Origin of the sequence: Pseudoalteromonas sp. CO348 (assembly GCF_004208845.1) — a bacterium.
GTDB lineage: Bacteria > Pseudomonadota > Gammaproteobacteria > Enterobacterales > Alteromonadaceae > Pseudoalteromonas > Pseudoalteromonas maricaloris.
This window is the reverse complement of the sequence record NZ_SGPI01000021.1, coordinates 143,579-162,378: the sequence shown is the minus strand read 5'-3', so window position 1 is coordinate 162,378 and position 18,800 is coordinate 143,579. Positions and strand designations below refer to the sequence as shown.

Here is an 18,800-nt window from a genome sequence, read left to right as displayed (position 1 = left end):
ATGGTCCCAGAAATAGGTTACTTCGCTTTAGTTCTGGCGATGGCATTGAGCTTATTACTGTGTATTTTCCCATTGTGGGGGGCTTATACGGGTAATTTGAGGCTGATGAAAGCCGCTCCTTCACTGGCCGTTGGTCAGTGTATTCTTGTGGTGTTCTCATTTATGGTACTGATCTACATCACGTTAATGGATGACTTTACGGTTGCGTATGTGGCACATCATTCGAGCAGTACTTTGCCTTGGTATTATAAAATCACCTCAACGTGGGGTGGACACGAAGGCGCAATTTTACTGTGGTTGGTAATGCAATCCATGTGGACCATGCTGGTTGCAGTGATGTCAAAGTCGCTACCGTGGGTTTTGCGAGCGCGTGTGTTAGGCGTACTTGGCTTTTTAGGTGTGGGCTTTATGCTCTATACCCTGTGGATGTCGAGCCCGTTTGAGCGTTTGCTTCCTTACTTCCCTGTTGAAGGGCGTGATTTAAATCCATTATTGCAAGACCCTGGAATGATCATTCACCCGCCACTCCTTTATATGGGTTATGTTGGCTTATCAGTGTCTTTCTCTTTTGCAATTGCTGCGCTTTTAACCGGTAAACTTGATAACACTTGGGCTAAATGGTCTCGTCCTTGGACAATGGCCGCATGGGGCTTTCTTACTCTTGGCATTACAATTGGTAGTTGGTGGGCGTACTCAGAGCTTGGCTGGGGCGGTTGGTGGTTCTGGGATCCAGTTGAAAACGCTTCACTGATGCCTTGGCTTGTTGCAACCGCTTTATTGCATTCACTCGCAGTAACAGAAAAGCGTGGTGTGTTTAAGTCTTGGACAGTACTACTTGCTATCACCGCGTTTAGTTTATGTTTACTTGGTACCTTTATCGTTCGCTCAGGCATTATCGTTTCGGTGCATGCGTTTGCAACCGATCCTGACCGTGGTTTATATATCCTGTCATTCTTGGCTGTGGTTGTGGGTGGCAGCTTAGCGCTTTACGCAATGCGCGTTGCTCAAGTATATAGTGAGGGACGCTATCAATTCATTTCGCGTGAAGTGGCGCTGTGGATCAACAATATCTTCTTAGTGGTTGCGACCTTGATTGTATTGTTAGGCACGTTATTGCCTATGATCCACAAAGAGCTGGGCTTAGGCTCTATTTCTATTGGCGTGCCTTTCTTTAACCAAATGTTTGCGATATTAATCGTGCCATTCGCGATTTTGCTAGGTTTAGCACCTATGCTGCGCTGGAAACAAAATAAGATGCCGCCACTAGTTAAAAAGTGGGCTGTATTGATTGCGGTGAGTTTAGTACTTACAGCGACGTGGCTGTATTCGAGCTATGAAGTGGTGGCACCTCTGACATTTGTTGCGACAGCTTTAGCTGTGTGGATAAGTGTGGCTACTGCTGCTGACTTATTTAATAAAGTGACTGTTCACCCAAGTGTTGCGATCGGCTTTAAAAAGCTAGGGTTGAGCTATTGGGCGATGGTACTCGGGCACGTTGGTATTGCCTTTGTTATTGCGTCGGTGACGTTAACTTCAGCATACTCAGTTGAGCGCTCTGTGAGCATGAAACCGGGTGAAACGGCGATGCTAAACGAGTACGAATATCGCTTTGATGGCGTAAAAGAAATTCGAGGCCCGAACTACGGTGGTCATGCAGGCGTAGTGACAGTATTCAAAAATGGTAAAAAAGTTGTAGAACTACACGCGGAAAAACGCCGTTATGATGTAGGGATGCAGTTTATGACCGAAGCCGCTATTGATGATGGTTTCTTCCGTGATTTATATCTAGCACTCGGCGAGCCGCTTTCTGCAGGCGCGTGGTCGCTTAGGATCTATCACAAACCATACGTACGCTGGATGTGGCTAGGTGGGCTACTTATCTCTTTTGCCGGCTTCATTGTGCTTGCGGATAAACGCTACCGCAGCCGCGTGAAAAAATCATCCCAAGTGGAGGCTTAACATGAACCGCAAGTTATTAGGTTTAGTGCCTTTTTTGATATTTATTTTCCTGTGTGTGTTTTTGTACCAAGGACTATTTGGTAATCCTAGAGAGATCCAGACCGGCCGTTTAGGACACACTATGCCTGAGTTTTCATTACCCGATCTAATGGATAGTGATAAATCCTGGACAGCCGACTCGCTTAAGGGTGAAGTCTACTTGATGAACGTATGGGGCACTTGGTGCCCAACGTGTATCGCTGAGCTGGGTTATTTAACTGAGCTTAGGGAGCGTGGCGTGAAAATAATAGGTCTGTATTACGAGCAGGCTTATGACCCTGATTTTGGCGACCAGTTTGATATCAATGCTCTAAGACAAGATGTCAATAACATGTTGAGTCGTGCTGGTAACCCATACCAATTTAACATTCTTGATTTGGAGCGTACATTAGCACTGGATCTAGGTGTTTCAGGCGCGCCAGAGACTTTTTTGGTAGATAAGCAAGGTAAGATTTTGTTGCATCATACTGGCGACATCAATGAACGCGTGTGGCGCACTAAGTTTGCGGCAATCTATCAGGAGTTAACGCAATGAAATATGTAATTGTTTTGCTTTTAATGATGATTACCGCAGCGGCACAAGCAACGGAAGACAAATATAACTTTGCTACAGCTGAACGTGAGCAAACTTTCCGAGAGCTGACTCATGAGCTACGCTGCCCGAAATGCCAGAACCAAAACATTGCAGATTCAGATGCCGTCGTAGCCAAAGATCTGCGTGATAAAGTCATCGCTTTGGTTAATGAAGGTCAGTCTAAGCAAGAGGTCATTGATTATATGATCGACCGCTATGGCTATTTCGTTCATTATCAACCACCTGTTACGCCTGCAACGATCGTACTTTGGGTACTGCCAGTGGCAATCATTATTTTAGGCTTCGGCTTTATTGTATTTCGTCAAAAACGCGCTGCGAAAAAGCAAGATTGGAATGCAGCGGACGAACAAAAGCTGACTGAGCTCATTAATCAATATCAACGTCAGGAGCGTGAGCAGTGAGCGAATTCTCGACAGATTTAACCCAAATGTGGTTTTTGTTTCTTCTGCTGGGCGTATTTGCCGGTCTCTTTGTAGTTTTTCCGTTTATTAAAAAGGAAAGACGCATCACGGTTGATCATGATGCAAATGCCGAGCGTATCGATATTTTCCATCAGCGTTTGGAAGAGTTAAAAGAAGAGCTTGCTAATCAGCGTATCGAAAAAGACAGTTATAATGAATCTGTGGTTGAACTCAAGCGTCGCTTATTGAATGAGTTATCGCCTGAACAATCATTGACGAGTCGTGGTGACAACCGTGTGTTGGCGCTGACGGGTATTGCATTTATGGTGCTGGTGACAGGTGTCTTTTATTACTACACAGGTAGCCACAGGCAAATAGCGAGCTGGCATGAAGCCGTTGAAAAGTTACCTGAGTATGGTGAGCGTGCAGTAATGCAATCTGGAGAGCCGCTTAATGCCAACGAGCTACAAGCATTTGCACTGGGGCTAAGAACTAAACTAGCAACCGCTGGCGATGATGCAGTTGCATGGATGTTACTTGGTCGTGTTGCAATGTCACTTAGTGACTTTGAGATGGCGATGCAGGCATTTGATAAAGCACTCGTGATGCAACCAAATAACAATAATGTTCTGGTGAATTATAGCCAAGCATTATTGATAGAGGGCTCAGAGCCAAGTATGAATCGCGCGGCCAGAATGTTGTCAAAAGTGCTCAAGAATGATCCAACGAATATTGATGCGATAAGCTTGCTGGCGTTAATTGCCTATGAACGTCAAGATTGGAAAGAGTCAAAAGCCGCTTTTGAAGTCTTGTTGTCACAATTAACCAAAGATGATCCGCGTTATGAGATGATCGCAGGACGGATTGCTGAAATCGAACAAAAGTTAGGTCAACAAACAGATGAGTCAGTTGCTGCCAAAGCCAATATTGTCGCTACCGTAACCATTTCGGCAGAGTTACAGAACAAGATTCCAAAGGACAGTACCTTGTTCGTTTTTGCAAAGGCAGCTGAAGGTCCCGCCATGCCATTGGCGGTGGCCAAAATTACAAACTTTAACTTGCCAATGACGGTAAACCTAGATGATAGTATGGCAATGATGCCTGAATTAACCTTGTCGAAATTTTCTCAAGTTACGGTCACTGCTCGTGTTTCTAATGATGGTTCAGTTATGCCTTCAGAAGGAGAACTTGAGGGTGTTTCAAGCGTAATTGAACTTCAACAAGGCGAAAATCAGCTCAATGTCGAGATTAGTCGTGTCTTAACAAATACAGGGAAATAAATGCTTAAAGCTGTGCTCACAGGCTTACTTGCGTTGACCATTGTTGGTTGTGCGCAAGTACCCGAAGAGAAAAAGGATCCACGAGATCCATTTCAATCACTTAACCGCCCACTCTATGACTTCAATATGGATGTGTTGGATGCCTATATTTTACGGCCAGTTGCTAAAGGGTATGTCGCGGTGACTCCCGCTCCTGTACGCAGTAGTGTGGTTAATTTCACCACCAACATCGCCGCACCGACCGATGCAGTAAACGCAGCACTACAGGGTAAGCCTGATCATATGGCAATCAATGTTGCTCGCTTTTTAGTTAATTCTACGGTCGGTATTTTTGGCTTGTTTGATGTTGCGAAAACACTTGGCCTTGAGCTTAAAGACGAAGATTTTGGCCAAACCTTGGGGGTTTGGGGCGTTGGCGATGGTGCGTATATTATGATCCCTGGTATGGGACCTACGACCGCGAGAAACTTAACGGGTGATGTAGTCGATAACTTTGTCTTGCCAGAAATTGCACTCACTACGCCACAAACAGTATTAGTGTTCGCGCTGCGTGCGGTTGAAGCAAGAGCGGCTTTGATGTCACAAGAAAAGCTGCTAAATGAGTCGCTTGATCCATACACCTTCTTAAAGGATGTATATTATCAACGTCAATTGTACGAGCTATTCGATGGCAACCCGCCAATGGAAGAAGAGCCGGATGGTTTTGACGAGAACTTTTTAGAGAACTTGTAAAAATAAGGTCGGCAATCGCCGACCTTTTGGTTATCTGAGTATATGGTTAAAAGCGCCAGTTGAGATTTGCCCAAAGCGTCCTTCCCGGCTCATTGACTCGATCAATTTGGTCAAAGCCACTTACCGCGGCGCCGGAGCGGCTTAAATGCTCGGCATAGGTTTTATCGAGCACATTGTCTACACCAGCGCTGAGCTGTATTGCATCGCTATATTGATAATTGGTATTGAGTGAAAGCGTGCCAAACCCAGCCGTCGTAGTGACGTCCTGCCCTGCAATATTCCCTTGTCCAATCGCCACTCTGTGCTGATGTTGTACTAATCTTACCAATCCGCCTAGTTGCCACTTATCGCTTAATTGGTAATTGCTTGCAATACGCAGTTGTAGGGGCGGTTGCTGAGCCAATGCGAGATTGTCAGTAAGGTTATTACCCTTTACGTAGTTGATACTACCGGTGAGTTGCAGCGCTTTGCTCGCTTGCCACATTACTTCACCCTCAAAACCGAAGGTTTCCGCGTCAATATTTCTGGTCACTTTTGACATCATATTCATCTTTTCAAACATATTGTCGATTAATAAATAGTCGTCAATTTGGTTATAGAACACTGAGAAGTTGACGTTAATGTCTTTGAACTGCTTTACCAATCCAGCATCTAATTGCACGGTTTTTTCAGTATCGACATTAAAGGCAGAAATAGACGTTTCACTTCCTCGGCTACCACCGACTACTTCCCAGTAATCGGGAAAGCGCTCTGTAACGCCGAAGCCGACAAAATAGCTACTGTTTTTAGATTGTGCTTGATAGCGGCTAAATCCGCTGAATAACGTATCGTCTCTTGTTTGTAGGGCGGTTGGGTTTGGTTTCATCGACATCATTGCGCTTATCATGGTGCGATGATCTTCACTTTGCCAATCATCAATGCGCAATCCGCTAACCCATTGGCTGGTTTGACTCAATTGATACTCGAACTCGGCAAATACACCGAGTTGTCTAAATTCAGCATCTATTTGGCGTGGTATCGTTTCTACCGGATTGTTGAATTGATCTCGGCTGACTCGATTGCGGTGCTCATTTGCTTGATAATCGACACCGTAAATAAAAGTATGTTGGGTATTGATTTCAGAAGTCAACGTAAGCTTTGCGCCATAAGTTTTACGGTCAGGGTTGGAGGAGGTTGGGGTTTTCATCATCATGTTAGCAACAAAAGGACGTAAGCTATGATTGTCCATGATGTGGTCAACGTAGTTATAGTATGCGTTGAATGTTAACTCTTCAATCAGTGATGAAAGGGAAGATAATTTGATATTCAGGCCGATATTTTCTCGGTCGAAGAGGCTGCCATCCATCATGCGGTCGGCATAGGCAACTTCACCATCGCTTACCCCGTAAGTGATAGAGTAAAAGGCGTCATCGCTTGGGGTATAGGCAAACTCTGTGTCTATATTCCAGCGCTCATACGCTGAGTGAACTTTGGTGCCATTACCATCTTCATAATCATCTGCATCACTGTAATTTGCTGCGATCCGAGCGTATCCGCGTTCATTACCAGCCTTGATATCACTGTTAACACTGTGGCGGCCTTGGCTCGAAAGCACCGCATTGGTAAAGCCAATCACTTCAGATTTAGCTAGGCGTTCATTTTCACGTTCAAACACCACAGTCGCAGCACTGTTGCCTGGACCATACAACACGGTTTGTGGGCCTTTGATGACTTTTAAGGTGTCGTAGGATTGTGGCGTAATATATGCTGTAGGCGGGTCCATGCGGCTACCGCAACCACCAAGCGTTTGCCCATTATTGGCGATAATGGCAATTCTAGAGCCTGCCATGCCACGAAACACAGGGTCAGCACTTGCGCCGCCTTTTTTAATGAGTGAGAACCCCGCAATTGAAGAGAGTAAATCCGCGCCATCTTGTGCTGGTAGTGGTTGGCGTACTGCTTTGGTATCCGTTGTTAGCGTAATTGGTGTTTGCATCGGTGCAATAACAACGATTTTTTCGATTTCATCAGCCTGGGTGATGGGAGATAAGGAAACAATAGCAAGAGAGAGTAGGGTGCGTTTCATAAGTTCACTTTGAAGTTGTTTAAGTGCACTTATTTTATCGCTATCAGGTGTTTAGCGGGATGCGACAGATTGTCGCATCCTTTGACAGGTTACTCTATCGCTTTTATTTGAGTGTCGCTCCAAACTTGCGACTTTTGATATAGTTCGGCGATATTTTGGCTGGTTACGCCAAGAGATTTTGACATGGTTTCAACGCTATCCCAGTCACCCTTTTCCATCGATTCCGCAAGATCTAGATAAATACCAAAAGCACTCGGTTTCTTCAGTAAGGTTGATTTAATTTCTTGAGATAAGGGTAATTTCGTCAATAAGCTTGCCATATCGTCATCGAGAATGGCGTCCATCAGTGACATCATGCCAACCAAAAATGTGCTCCCAGTATCGGAGATCTTATTGGCCTTGGTTGCTATTGCTTCCATAAAATGTGCGCGCAATAATGAAAGTGAAAGCAGCTCTTTGGGCTTTTCAGTATTAAGCTGTGAAGCAAATAATAATGAGATCAGACGCTTAAGCTCTTCACTACCGAGTACGACCAAGGCTTGTTTAATCGTTGATATTTCTGCTCGGCGTTTAAATACAGCACTATTTGCATAACGAAGAAGTTTGTAGCTTAGGTTTACATCACGCTCAAAGACCTGTGTGATCCTAGCAAGATCGGGCTCAACGCTTGAAGTCTCATAAAGCAATTCAGCCATGGCTAATTCCGAAGGAGCCAACGCTTTGGTTTTGACCATTTCGGGTTTGGCAAAAAAGAAGCCTTGAAAATATTTGAATCCAAGCGACTTGGCGAGCTCAAACTGTTCGTAGGTTTCTACTTTTTCTGCCACTAAATCAATGTTAGGGAAATCCTGTATCGCGGCTTTAATGGCATGGATTTGCTCTAGGTTAGTTGCCAACAAATCGACTTTTATCTGGTCAATATAGGGAAAAAAATGGCGCCACACATTTTGGTGATGGTAATCGTCAAGTGCAAGCGTATAGCCTTGCTCTTTAAGCTCTTTTACACACGCTAAGAGTCGTTTCCCCGGTTGTACCGTTTCTAATATTTCTACGACGACTTGTTCAGGCGCCAACATTTGCACATAGCCTTTTGCCAGCGTCTCTAGAGTGAAGTTAATGTAAGCAGGGCGTTGATTTGTGAGGTCATCAAGACCAAAGGTAAACTGGCTGCCTTCAACCAAGCGACTTGTTGCTTCATCACCGTCAATTTCGGGAAATACATTATTTAGGCCATCACGAAATAAAAGTTCGTAGCCAATCAATTCCCTTTGGACATCAAAAATTGGCTGACGAGCCGCGTAAAAGTACATAGATACTACCGTCCAAACAAAATGCTATTGGCTTTAATATAAGGTAAAAGTGCAATCAGGTCACGCTGGGAAATTGAGTTTACAGAATATGGGTAAATACAGAACATAGACTGAATGATAATTAACCAGTTGAATTAGGTACGAATAAAATACTGTTTTGATCAATGGTCGCAGGTGGTTGGGTGTATGGTTTGTGCATGTTATAGTGGGTTCTTTATGTTTTTGGCTTTTATTCAAAGTGAGTTAGAAATCGAATAATTAAGTGATAGAAAAAGCTCACATTTGGAGAAGAGCCCAACTAACAATTAGGAGGCTAATTTGGAGATAGGTACGATAATCTCTCTCGCACTGTATTTTATTGCGATGTTGGGAATTGGGTTATACGCATATAAAAAGTCGACCAGTGATGTGTCAGGCTACATGTTGGGCGGTCGTAGCTTACCACCAAGTGTAGCGGCGCTTTCAGCGGGCGCATCCGACATGAGTGGTTGGATCTTAATGGGTCTGCCGGGCGCTATGTTCCTGTATGGTTTTAGCAGTACATGGATTGCAATAGGTCTTGTGATTGGTGCTTGGCTTAACTATTTATTGGTTGCACCACGCCTGCGTGTTTACACAGAGTATGCAAATGATGCGATAACCATTCCTGACTATTTTGCAAATCGTTTTGAAGATAAAGGAAACGCGCTAAGAATAGTCTCAGCGTTAGTGATCATTGTTTTCTTCACCCTATATACCTCCTCTGGTGTGGTTGCTGGTGGTAAGCTGTTTGAAAGTTCATTTGGCATGAGCTATGAGAGTGGTTTATACATCACCACTGGCGTTGTTGTGCTTTATACTTTATTTGGCGGCTTTTTAGCGGTGAGCCTGACAGACTTTGTGCAAGGTTGTATTATGTTTATCGCTTTGATTTTAGTGCCTTTAGTTACCTTCTCACTGCTCGATAATCCGCTATCTCAAACACTAAATGACTTAAACCCAACGATGTTAACTTGGGTTGGCTCGGCCGGTGCAATTGGTATTATCTCGGCAATGTCTTGGGGTCTTGGCTACTTTGGTCAACCTCATATTATCGTGCGCTTTATGTCTGTTCGAAGTGTGAAAGACATGCCGACAGCGCGTCGTATAGGGATGAGCTGGATGATAGTTGCAGCTCTCGGTGCTGTGGGCACAGGTTTGTTTGGTGCAGCTTACGCACATGAACATGGGATTGTTGTGGATGATGCCGAGACCATTTTCTTGATTTTATCTCAGTTATTGTTCCACCCATTGATTGCAGGTTTTTTACTGGCAGCTATTCTTGCCGCAATTATGAGTACTATTTCTTCGCAATTGTTAGTGAGTTCAAGTTCGTTAACTGAAGACTTTTATAAAATATTCTTGAATAAGGATGCTTCGGATAAAGAGCTGGTACTTGTTGGTCGTACTAGTGTGTTGGTTGTAGCGCTTGCTGCTATTTATCTTGCGTACGACAGAGATAGCTCGATTCTAGATCTTGTAAGTAATGCTTGGGCTGGTTTTGGTGCCGCATTTGGCCCACTGGTGCTGATAAGCTTATTCTGGTCTCGCATGAACTTTGCTGGCGCGCTTGCTGGTATGGTATCTGGCGCAGTGACTGTGTTGGTATGGATCTATGGTCCGTTTACTTATAATGGTGAGCCGCTTAGCGCGACATTATATGAAATTGTTCCTGGATTCATTGTTGCGACAATCGCTATCTTTGCTGTCAGCTTACTGACCAAGGAGCCAAGTAAAGAGATCACGACGCTATTTGATAAAGTAGAAAAAGCGCTTGATTAAAGTCGGTTGAAGTGAATAAAAAAACGGAGTATTTGCTCCGTTTTTTATTTCTTAAATATACGTAAATACGGTTTAAGGAGTCACTTTAAGCTTGCTCTTTTAAGTGGTTAATAACGACTTCATGGTGATCTTTGGTTTTAAACTTATTGAACACGTGCTTGATGGTACCGTCTTGACCGACTAAGAAAGATAGGCGATGAATGCCATCATATTCTTTGCCCATAAATTTCTTTAGTCCCCACACACCAAACTTATCGGCTACCGCGTGGTCTTCATCCGAAAGTAAGTCAAAGTTGAGTTCTTTTTTGTTTTCAAAGTTCTTTAACTTTTTCACAGGATCTGGACTAATGCCAACGGCTACGGTGTTTAATTCAGCCAGTTCAGCTTTGTGGTCGCGTAGATTTTCGGCCTGAACCGTACAGCCCGGGGTCAATGCTTTAGGATAAAAATAGACTAAAACTTGGTGAGACTTTAATAAAGTAGCAAGTTCAACGGTCTCGTCGTTTTGGTTTTGCAGTGAAAATAGTGGCGCTTGATCACCAACTTTTAAAGTATTCATAGTAAATCCTTAGCGAATGCGTCTAAATATATAGTCTACGTTTAAGGAGTGAGAAAGATCTTCGAACTGAACTTTAAAGTTATCAATATCCACATCCACTGGAATATTAAACTCAAGCTCGCAGCGCATATGTAGCTCGTCTTCTTGCTCAAAGGTATCTGACTTCAGTGAACAAATATTCACTCCTTGTGCTGCAAAATAGCGCGTTACTTTGCTTAGTGTACCGGGAGTATCTAGTCCTTCATATTCCAAAGTATAACCTGCACTGTATTCGCCTTGCTGATGGCTCGACGTGCGTTTCATCATGGTTAAGAGACCGAGTTCCATCCCTTTTGCTGGTAAGGTATGTTCTACACGACTAATAGACGCCATGTCACCGGCGAGTAACATAATAAAGGTAAATTCATTTCCCAATATTGCGATACGACTGTCGATAATATTACAGTTGCAGTCACTCACAAGCTGGGTCAATTCGCCAACAATACCAGATCTGTCTTCTCCTATTGCGGTTAAGACAAGTTGATGGTTTGCATGCATGGTCATTTTGGAACCTCTGATTTCACGTAATGCGCTCAAGGTTAATAGTTAACGCGAAATACTACCATATCTGAGTTTTAGCGCTAGCGCGTTGTAATAAAAAATAGAATTAGGGTTGCGCGGCATGGTTGCTTGTTTTTCTAATGTATGACAAGTAACATAAGGCAAAATTTTGGCTATAGGATGTGTGTTCCCAGTATAGTACGTGGAATACTTGATACCATAGCGTTATTAATTCAAAGATTGTCAATTTTTGGCAACTTTGTGTGAACCAATTCGGCAATCCTAAATCATAACTTTGATTCGAATAATAATAGGGTTTGCTAAGGAGTAAATGAGTGCAGTATTGGATCCCAAAATCACTGGTTCTTGGAATTGCCGTGAGTCTAAGCGGCTGTAGTATTTTTACAAATGATGCACATCATGAAAGAAATTATCGTGCAAATGCACCGGTGAAAGCCCCTGAGGGCTTAGCTCAGCCTTATCGAGACCCAGAATTTGCAATGCCTGTCGGCCAATATGAAAATACAGCTGAACCGGTAAGTTACCGTGCACCGCAACAGGTATTAACAGTTGCGCAAGGCAGTTGGGTAGAGCAGGGCGAAGAAGCTGCAAGGATCTTTTTTGATAAAAATGACGGTATAGAAGATTTACCGGCATTTATTTGGCGTGCTGTGGATGGCGTTGTGGCGATGCATAATGCCGGACTTGAAAGCGATAACAAGGCGCAAGGCTCGGTGACGACAACTTGGTATTCACTGATTAAGCCTAAAGACGGCTGGTTTTGGGAAGAAGCGGCAGAGCCATCTAAGCAAAAGTTTAAGTTTACTGTCGAGCAAAAAGAACATCAGCGTACGGCGTCAATCCGAGCGGAATTAGTAGATTATCAAGGCGATGGTGAGTTAACTACGCTTCAGAAAAACCACCTCGAAGTTCGGGCACTGAACGAAGTAGTTTCAGAATTTGACTATCAATATCGTCTACTGCAAGTTGAAATGCGTAAGCGCCAAGGTGTGCTGGCACTTGAACTTGGGTTTGACAAGAATGGTGATTCGGCGCTACTGACTGAAAAAGGTCAAGAAGCGGTGCTTGATCGCTTCTCAAACTTCCTAGAAAGAAGTAACTTTACGGTTGTTCGTGTCGATCGAGAAAAGCAGGAAGTTTTGGTCCGTTATGAAGCGCCTGAAAGCAGCGTTTGGGACTCTATTTGGGGTGAAGAAGCGGTTGTGTTGCCAATTGACAATGGAGATTACACGATAAAGATCGCTCAAGCGCAGGATACGCGTACTTCAATTACCTGGAAGGATAGCGAAGGTAACGTACTTGATGCAAACACCATGAATAACCTGCATCAAGCCTTGATCACTTTGCTTAGGCAAAAAGGTCTAACAATCTAATAAATATAATAATTTAAAAACGAAAAGAGCTTCGGCTCTTTTCTTTGTTTTTGTGGAAGTAAAAAATGACAGAGAGCACTATGACACCACGCTCCACCTTACAAACGTGGTTTGCGTTTATCGTACCGTCATTGATTGGTATCTTTTTATTTATGACGCCAGTGGCGGTGGGGGAAGCAATGACTATCCCAATCGCTGTTATGGCGAAGTGGTTACAAGCGCAAGTCGCTCCTTTTATTAAAGACATGATTGTCGCAATAGTATGTATTACCGGGATCATGAGTTTGGTGATGAAGCTCCTAAGACCCCAAGCGCTATTAAAAATAACCATAATAAAGCACTTATTTGACGTTAGCTGGGTTTGGTTGATAACCCGACTAGTTGGCATGGTGTTTATTGTGCTTACCTTCAATGGTGTTGGTCCAGAAGCAATCCATTCAGAAAACACAGGAGCATTAGTGCTAAATGACTTGTTACCTGTACTCTTTTCTGTCTTTATTCTTGCTGGCTTGTTACTGCCATTACTACTTAACTTTGGTCTACTTGAGATGGTTGGTACACTCTTAACCAAAGTGATGCGCCCGCTATTCGGTGTGCCTGGTCGTAGCGCGGTAAACTGTGTTGCTTCTTGGCTTGGCGACGGTAGCGTAGGTATCTTGATGACTGCTCGCCAATATGAGGATAAGCACTATACACAACGGGAAGCGGCTATCATCGGCACCACATTCTCTGCGGTTTCCATTACTTTCTGTTTAGTTGTGATTGGTCAAGTTAAACTCGAACACCTGTTTGCTCCTTTTTACCTCACCGTATGTGCGGCTGGCTTTGTGGCAGCGATCATAGTGCCGCGTTTACCACCGCTAAGGTTCAAAAAGGATATCTATGTAGATGGTAGTGATCACAATCAGGATTCAGAAGCGGTACCAGAAGGAAAAGGCCTGTTAGGTCATTCTTTGGATATTGCACTTGCTAAGGCTAAAACGGCACCCGGGCTTAAGGGTACATTAGAAGAAGGCCTGCATAATGCGTTAGATATGGTATTTGCTGTACTTCCCGTGGTTATGGCAGTTGGTACTTTTGCCCTGATCATCGCAGAATACACCCCTGTATTTCAATATTTAGGTACACCTTTCGTTCCTTACCTCGAGCTACTCAATGTGGCAGAAGCCGAAAAAGCAGCACAGACAATCGTTGTCGGCTTTGCTGATATGTTTATTCCGTCAATCCTCGCTGCAGGCTCTATTGAAAGTGATACCACGAGGTTTATCGTTGCTGCAATGAGTGTTACCCAGTTAATTTATATGTCAGAAGTTGGCGCGTTGTTGCTTGGCAGCAAGATCCCAGTGAACTTGTGGGAGCTATTCCTAATATTTATTTTAAGAACGCTTGTTACCTTACCTGTTATCGTCTTTATGGCGAAATGGTTAGTCGGTTAAAAGAACATTCGATAACAGAGTTCACTGATAACCCACAATATTTACTCGCTTAAATATTGTGGGTCAGTTGGCTAACTTCATGCTGAATATTGACGTTTGATGCTCGGACTGGCCGAACCAAATCAGTCTAGACTGAGCATTATCCTTTATCGATAGTCTAACTTTACAAAGCCGCTTCGTGCCACTAATAACTGATATAAGGTCCAAGTATAAAAAGCCACAGTCGGGCTAGGACGGCAGTTTTGGTCTACACCTGCAAAGCACTACGTTAAGTCCATCATCTTGCTCTCCTTTTAAGCGGTTAAGACCCAAGTGACTATTCTATTTCATATGCCCGATGATTAGCTCTATTGCATTGCATTGCATTGCATCGCTTGAGCTTTTTTATACTCGGTGTCGCTCCATGCTTTTGCCCTGCAATACATACATCATAATACGCTGCTAAGTACCCTCGATGAGCCTTATCTACAAAACAGCTGTAGAGTCGCAAATCAGTGATATTTTCCATTATTGGATAAAGAATTACACACCACAAAGGTATTACCAGACGGATTTTCGCATCATATGGCTACTGTGTTTTCGTCAGACAGTTTTTAGATTTGTTTAAGATATTCGAGACCTGCGAGCTAGTGAATAAGCATTGTGCCAGCACCTTTATCACCATAGTGCTGTTTAAATTCAACTTATATTCGCAATCAATCAATGAGTTTGGACGACTTCACGAGTTTATGACGCGGTGAAATGATATCAATGAACTTGCTTTGAAACAGGTGGTTTTATGGTGTTTGTATGTATGGTTTTGGTTTCTTTTTTACATTCAAATTACAACGTTTTGGTTATCAGGTTCAAAAAAGCTGCAATTTTAGGATAGTAAGATTGTTTAGATCTTTATGTAATTCAATAAATTAAATTGGTTTCAGGATGAACCAACTAGAAGAGGAGGCAAGAGATATGCAAAATATGGTGGTCACGTTTATCTAGCCAAATTTGAGGCCAAGTAGAAAGTAATGTCGTCAGAGGTGTTGGCTTTCGGAGTGCAAAAAAAGCCCCATTCGACATGAGGCTTTAGAAAGTCTGTGTTTAACAGTGAAGTTATCTAGATGTGTATAAAGTACCTAACACTTCAATTTTAGCTTCAACTACCTTTCCCGATTGCTTCAGCTCGGCAAGTTTACCAAGTAAATCTTGATTGCTATTTACACTAACAACAGCAATTCTGCCACCGTCATATGTATTTTCAACAGCAACGCCGAATTCACTTGCTAAATTGCTTGCAGACGCACCGTCTTTCAATAGAAGGTTAATATTGCCAGATACAGGAGCAATTTCACCATTAAAAATATTTTTTACTAAAGAACCTTTAGTGAACAACTTGCTGACCGAAGTTGACTTAACCAAAGCTTTATTACCTTTTTTGCTAACAATAGCATTGGGATCTGCAATTGCTGCAGGAACTAATGCATGATCAGACATGATTTTATAAGCGCCAAAGTCAGGTTGTTCAAAACTTGCCACTTTGTTGACCTTCTCCATTTTTGGAGTCAAGTTGTCATTAGCTTCTGCTTGAGTCAAGAATAGTGAACCCGTAATTAGTGCTGCGATTTTTAACTTGTTCATAATATACACTCCTATTACTCAGCAGACTGGTGACCAAAGATACGTACAGCTGCACCCATCAATTTTGATGGTGTAGAGTTGTTTACGTAACCATTATAGACAATATCGCCTGTGCTAGCTGTTGCAAATGATTTGTCAGAAACGTCTAGCACGCGAATTGTCCATTCCCCCTTGGCTGATTCGCCATAGAAGCTATTTGATAAAAATACCCCATTTTTCAGGATATAACCGTTCTGGAAGCCGGCTCCACTAAGGTCATATGCAGGGCGTATCAACGCTTGTCGAGATGACAGTAAAACACTTCTAGTTCCACTTGGAGAGATAACTTCAATCGCTAAATCGGATCCCGCAGTAGACTGAAGGACATCTTCACCACTTTGCATTCCCATACCGAATTCATCGTTGAATACGTCTAGTTTAAACTGAGCTGCTTCAACTTTGATATCATCTTCAATTGTGACTTTGTATGTCGCACCAACCAAGCTATTATCAGGGATTGGCATTTCAAGTGATTCTTCTGCTACTACTGAGCCTGCGCCGGTCCAATCAGTGATTACTTCTTCGCCTAAATCGTTCGAGTATGACTTAGCCATTTTCACAGCCTCGCCAGCATCGACACGTCCAAATCCGTAAAGGTTATTATGGCTATAACCAGCCGCATTCTCAACCCAACCGTCATGTGCAACGAATTCGTTATCACCTACAGGTACCGTTACAGAGGCATTTTCAGCATCATTCTTGGTACTAGTTGATGCAATGATGTGTCGCACATCCCTCCAAGTTAGTTCGTTGTTGGCTGAAAGGATTAAAGATATCACACCAGATGCATTTGGAGCTGCCGAAGAAGTTCCGTTCATAGAAGAACGATAATTACAATTAGGGTTTTCAGGATGACCAGGGTAATCGAATGGATACTGGCTTGCGGCAAACTCTTCACCATAAGCGCCAGTCCAACCAGCTATCGTGCGACCAGTGTAGCCTGAGCTACCGCTCAAACATGTCATCGGGTCGGTTGTAACCATTGCTGGAGCCCAACGGCCATATTCACCGGCTGGGGCTGCAGCTAATAGGTTAGAACCAGCGCTTGAATAGCTTGTGTGTTTACCATTTGAGTTAACAGCGCCAATAGAAAAGTAGTATGGATGGCCTTGGCTACTTTCACTGTTACTATTGTAACAAGTTAACCCAAGGTCATTTGCACCATTATCTTCACAGAATGACCCTTCTAAGTCCTCACTCACGAAGCTATTACCGCTTGATTTTACGTTGGTCGCTCCTTTACCCGAGCGAAGCTTTCTGTTTGGATAAGACTCAATGGCTTCGTCGAGTTCTGAATAGCTAAATTGAACTGGGTAAGTAAGGCCATAACTGCGGTTAAACACAGAAATAGATTCGCTTGCAGTGATACCTGAACCAGGAAAACCATGAACTAATAGCTCTTGCTTCGGCGTTTTTTCGCCGCTTGCCAATAAGTTCATTCCAATGAGGCCTGTATCGGGTGAAACACCTCGGCCGCCTAAGCCATTCCAGCCTTTTGAGGCGATAAGGCCAGCTACGCTAGTACCATGGTCGCCATTGGTTGCCGTACTTGTTGGATCTGTTTTGTCCAAAGCGCCGTTTAAAAGGTTTAATGATCGATTCGGAAGCACATTAGGTGCTAAATCTTCGTGTCGAATTTCAAGTCCCGAATCTACTACTACCGCAGTAACGCCTTGACCAGTAACACCTTGAGCGAATGCATTTTTTACATTCATATCTTCGCCAGCGACTAAGATGTTTGTTTCTGCTTCTTCGAATTCTTTATCCCAATATTGTTGGGCTTCTTCTTCTGTCATTATTCCACGGCCTACATATAAGTCGACGAGACCTTGTTTCATTTCGTCACTTAGTGCATATGCTTTCTGACCGGTGTTGTTTAAGTGCCATTGTTGGCTGGCTAGGGGATCTGTAATGGCTGCTGGGATCTCGATGCTACCACTAGCAGATTTACTGTTTGCTGTAACTGTGAAGTTAATTGTTGCCGCTTCGCCTGTCACTGACAGGTAGTCAAACGTGTTGATACCTTTTAGTGTCAAAATACCATGTGAAAGAGTATAAACATTGTTTTCTGGAGTGATCTCAGTTTCACCATCAAATATTGTAATTGATAGGTTATCGCCATCAGCATCAGAGGCTTGAATTGGACCTGAAGTTGTTTGCCAATGCTTAACATTCTCTAATTGAGTAACGCCGGCTTGAGGGGCTTGATCTACTTCTTGAGCTGAGCTGTTCTTATTGTTATCACTACCACCACAAGCAGATAGTGCTAATACTATCGCTGCAGATAAAGCAGTATATTTGAATTTATTGTTATTCATGTTATTTACCTTCGTGATCTTTACGGCAACAAATGTACTCAAGTAAATTTATGTTAGCAATTTTATAATTGATTTCGTTGTAACCATTTTGTAAACGGAAAATATATTTTATCTATATTATCATGTGGTTAGGATATTTGAAAACAAATGTAAACAGGGGTGGTGGCTGTTGAAAAAACAAACAGGTTAGAGGAGTATTTAACCTGTTTGTAATCTTTGGTGGGTGGCTATTATAAACTGTTAATATCCTTTTTAACTTGATAACCTTCGTCAGTAACAATCTGCTCAAGAATGACAACTCTTGATTTCAAAGCGTTAAGCTCTGCGTGCAACTGGTCTCGTTCTTTTTGGCTTTGCGAATCTAACTTTTTGTATTCTAAACGTCGTTTATACATTTCGCTGAGTATGCCTCCACCCACGCTAATGAGTACAATTAAAAAAACCATCGTAGTGCCGGACATAATCAATTTACTCCTTTTTGTTGATAATTGATGTTGATATTTAGCTTAGTCGTATTTTATCCATCTATTACCGTATGGATGTAAATAGCCTGAATTTCTGATAATGCTTATTTATCATGGATCTTGTGAAAATCATTCCATGGTTACTGCTTCTAGCCTCTACTAAAATGACAATAGATACTTTTGCGTTAGCAAGATGGTTAAGTGCTGTCACCGTAAAAACTCTATTGTTGTAACAGGCAGTAGCTATATAAA

15 protein-coding genes are annotated in these 18,800 nt (G+C 42.9%); 8 read left to right on the top strand and 7 right to left on the bottom strand.

Translation table 11 applies throughout. The features are described 5' to 3' along the window. Genes EXT48_RS10920 through EXT48_RS10900 form a run of 5 tightly spaced genes read left to right on the top strand, consistent with a single transcriptional unit; the run spans position 1 to position 5,006 of the window. A complete protein-coding gene (locus tag EXT48_RS10920; RefSeq protein WP_130164483.1) occupies positions 1-1,959 on the top strand; it encodes a heme lyase CcmF/NrfE family subunit in 1,959 nt (652 codons plus the stop codon). A 1-nt stretch (position 1,960) separates the two neighbouring features. After that, the gene (locus EXT48_RS10915; protein ID WP_130164482.1) at positions 1,961-2,533 is read left to right on the top strand and encodes a redoxin family protein; all 573 of its coding nucleotides are present in this window, start codon (positions 1,961-1,963) and stop codon (positions 2,531-2,533) included. Then, positions 2,530-2,994 carry a cytochrome c-type biogenesis protein gene (locus EXT48_RS10910; RefSeq protein ID WP_039492487.1) on the top strand — a complete coding sequence of 155 codons (465 nt, stop codon included), beginning with the start codon at positions 2,530-2,532 and terminating at the stop codon, positions 2,992-2,994. The genes EXT48_RS10915 and EXT48_RS10910 overlap by 4 nt, the downstream gene beginning before the upstream one ends. Further along, complete coding sequence (gene ccmI, locus EXT48_RS10905; RefSeq protein WP_130164481.1) at positions 2,991-4,274, top strand: c-type cytochrome biogenesis protein CcmI; 1,284 nt, start codon at positions 2,991-2,993, stop codon at positions 4,272-4,274. The genes EXT48_RS10910 and ccmI overlap by 4 nt, the downstream gene beginning before the upstream one ends. Further along, entirely contained in the window at positions 4,275-5,006 is a 732-nt protein-coding gene (locus EXT48_RS10900; RefSeq protein WP_130164480.1) for a VacJ family lipoprotein, read from the top strand. 46 nt (positions 5,007-5,052) lie between these two features. On the opposite strand, the gene EXT48_RS10895 is transcribed toward EXT48_RS10900, so the two are convergent. Continuing rightward, entirely contained in the window at positions 5,053-7,071 is a 2,019-nt protein-coding gene (locus EXT48_RS10895) for a TonB-dependent copper receptor (protein ID WP_130164479.1), read from the bottom strand. A gap of 89 nt (positions 7,072-7,160) precedes the next feature. Then, a complete protein-coding gene (locus EXT48_RS10890; RefSeq protein WP_130164478.1) occupies positions 7,161-8,381 on the bottom strand; it encodes an EAL and HDOD domain-containing protein in 1,221 nt (406 codons plus the stop codon). 318 nt (positions 8,382-8,699) lie between these two features. Between EXT48_RS10890 and putP the strand changes: the two genes are divergently transcribed. After that, positions 8,700-10,181: a sodium/proline symporter PutP gene (gene putP, locus EXT48_RS10885; RefSeq protein WP_130164477.1), complete on the top strand. Its 1,482-nt coding sequence runs from the start codon at positions 8,700-8,702 to the stop codon at positions 10,179-10,181. A gap of 85 nt (positions 10,182-10,266) precedes the next feature. On the opposite strand, the gene bcp is transcribed toward putP, so the two are convergent. Together bcp and EXT48_RS10875 are read right to left on the bottom strand one after the other, a co-directional pair. After that, a complete protein-coding gene (gene bcp / locus EXT48_RS10880; protein ID WP_130164476.1) occupies positions 10,267-10,740 on the bottom strand; it encodes a thioredoxin-dependent thiol peroxidase in 474 nt (157 codons plus the stop codon). Positions 10,741-10,749: 9 nt separating this feature from the next. Beyond that, a complete protein-coding gene (locus EXT48_RS10875; RefSeq protein WP_010369065.1) occupies positions 10,750-11,283 on the bottom strand; it encodes a glycine cleavage system protein R in 534 nt (177 codons plus the stop codon). A 332-nt stretch (positions 11,284-11,615) separates the two neighbouring features. Here EXT48_RS10875 and bamC point away from each other — a divergent pair, with 332 nt between their 5' ends. Together bamC and EXT48_RS10865 are read left to right on the top strand one after the other, a co-directional pair. Continuing rightward, positions 11,616-12,674, top strand: coding sequence for an outer membrane protein assembly factor BamC (gene bamC, locus EXT48_RS10870; protein WP_130164475.1), 1,059 nt, complete (start codon positions 11,616-11,618; stop codon positions 12,672-12,674). Between the two features lie 65 nt (positions 12,675-12,739). Next, a complete protein-coding gene (locus EXT48_RS10865; protein WP_045990485.1) occupies positions 12,740-14,110 on the top strand; it encodes a YjiH family protein in 1,371 nt (456 codons plus the stop codon). A 1,092-nt stretch (positions 14,111-15,202) separates the two neighbouring features. Here the strand turns inward: EXT48_RS10865 and EXT48_RS10860 are convergent. From EXT48_RS10860 to EXT48_RS10850, 3 genes are all read right to left on the bottom strand, one after another. After that, positions 15,203-15,727, bottom strand: a complete 525-nt coding sequence (locus EXT48_RS10860) for a hypothetical protein (RefSeq protein ID WP_130164474.1) — start codon at positions 15,725-15,727, stop codon at positions 15,203-15,205. A gap of 14 nt (positions 15,728-15,741) precedes the next feature. Next, entirely contained in the window at positions 15,742-18,084 is a 2,343-nt protein-coding gene (locus tag EXT48_RS10855) for a S8 family serine peptidase (protein WP_130164473.1), read from the bottom strand. A gap of 230 nt (positions 18,085-18,314) precedes the next feature. Then, the gene (locus tag EXT48_RS10850; RefSeq protein WP_130164472.1) at positions 18,315-18,545 is read right to left on the bottom strand and encodes a hypothetical protein; all 231 of its coding nucleotides are present in this window, start codon (positions 18,543-18,545) and stop codon (positions 18,315-18,317) included. Between the last annotated feature and the right edge of the window lie 255 nt (positions 18,546-18,800).

What these genes read in the sequence shown, in the direction of transcription:
- EXT48_RS10920 (WP_130164483.1), top strand. Translation starts at nt 1, where the DNA reads ATGGTCCCAGAAATAGGTTACTTCGCTTTAGTTCTGGCGATGGCATTG.
- EXT48_RS10915 (WP_130164482.1), top strand. Translation starts at nt 1,961, where the DNA reads ATGAACCGCAAGTTATTAGGTTTAGTGCCTTTTTTGATATTTATTTTC.
- EXT48_RS10910 (WP_039492487.1), top strand. Translation starts at nt 2,530, where the DNA reads ATGAAATATGTAATTGTTTTGCTTTTAATGATGATTACCGCAGCGGCA.
- EXT48_RS10900 (WP_130164480.1), top strand. Translation starts at nt 4,275, where the DNA reads ATGCTTAAAGCTGTGCTCACAGGCTTACTTGCGTTGACCATTGTTGGT.
- EXT48_RS10895 (WP_130164479.1), bottom strand. Translation starts at nt 7,071, where the DNA reads ATGAAACGCACCCTACTCTCTCTTGCTATTGTTTCCTTATCTCCCATC.
- EXT48_RS10890 (WP_130164478.1), bottom strand. Translation starts at nt 8,381, where the DNA reads ATGTACTTTTACGCGGCTCGTCAGCCAATTTTTGATGTCCAAAGGGAA.
- bcp (WP_130164476.1), bottom strand. Translation starts at nt 10,740, where the DNA reads ATGAATACTTTAAAAGTTGGTGATCAAGCGCCACTATTTTCACTGCAA.
- EXT48_RS10875 (WP_010369065.1), bottom strand. Translation starts at nt 11,283, where the DNA reads ATGACCATGCATGCAAACCATCAACTTGTCTTAACCGCAATAGGAGAA.
- EXT48_RS10865 (WP_045990485.1), top strand. Translation starts at nt 12,740, where the DNA reads ATGACAGAGAGCACTATGACACCACGCTCCACCTTACAAACGTGGTTT.
- EXT48_RS10860 (WP_130164474.1), bottom strand. Translation starts at nt 15,727, where the DNA reads ATGAACAAGTTAAAAATCGCAGCACTAATTACGGGTTCACTATTCTTG.
- EXT48_RS10855 (WP_130164473.1), bottom strand. Translation starts at nt 18,084, where the DNA reads ATGAATAACAATAAATTCAAATATACTGCTTTATCTGCAGCGATAGTA.
- EXT48_RS10850 (WP_130164472.1), bottom strand. Translation starts at nt 18,545, where the DNA reads ATGTCCGGCACTACGATGGTTTTTTTAATTGTACTCATTAGCGTGGGT.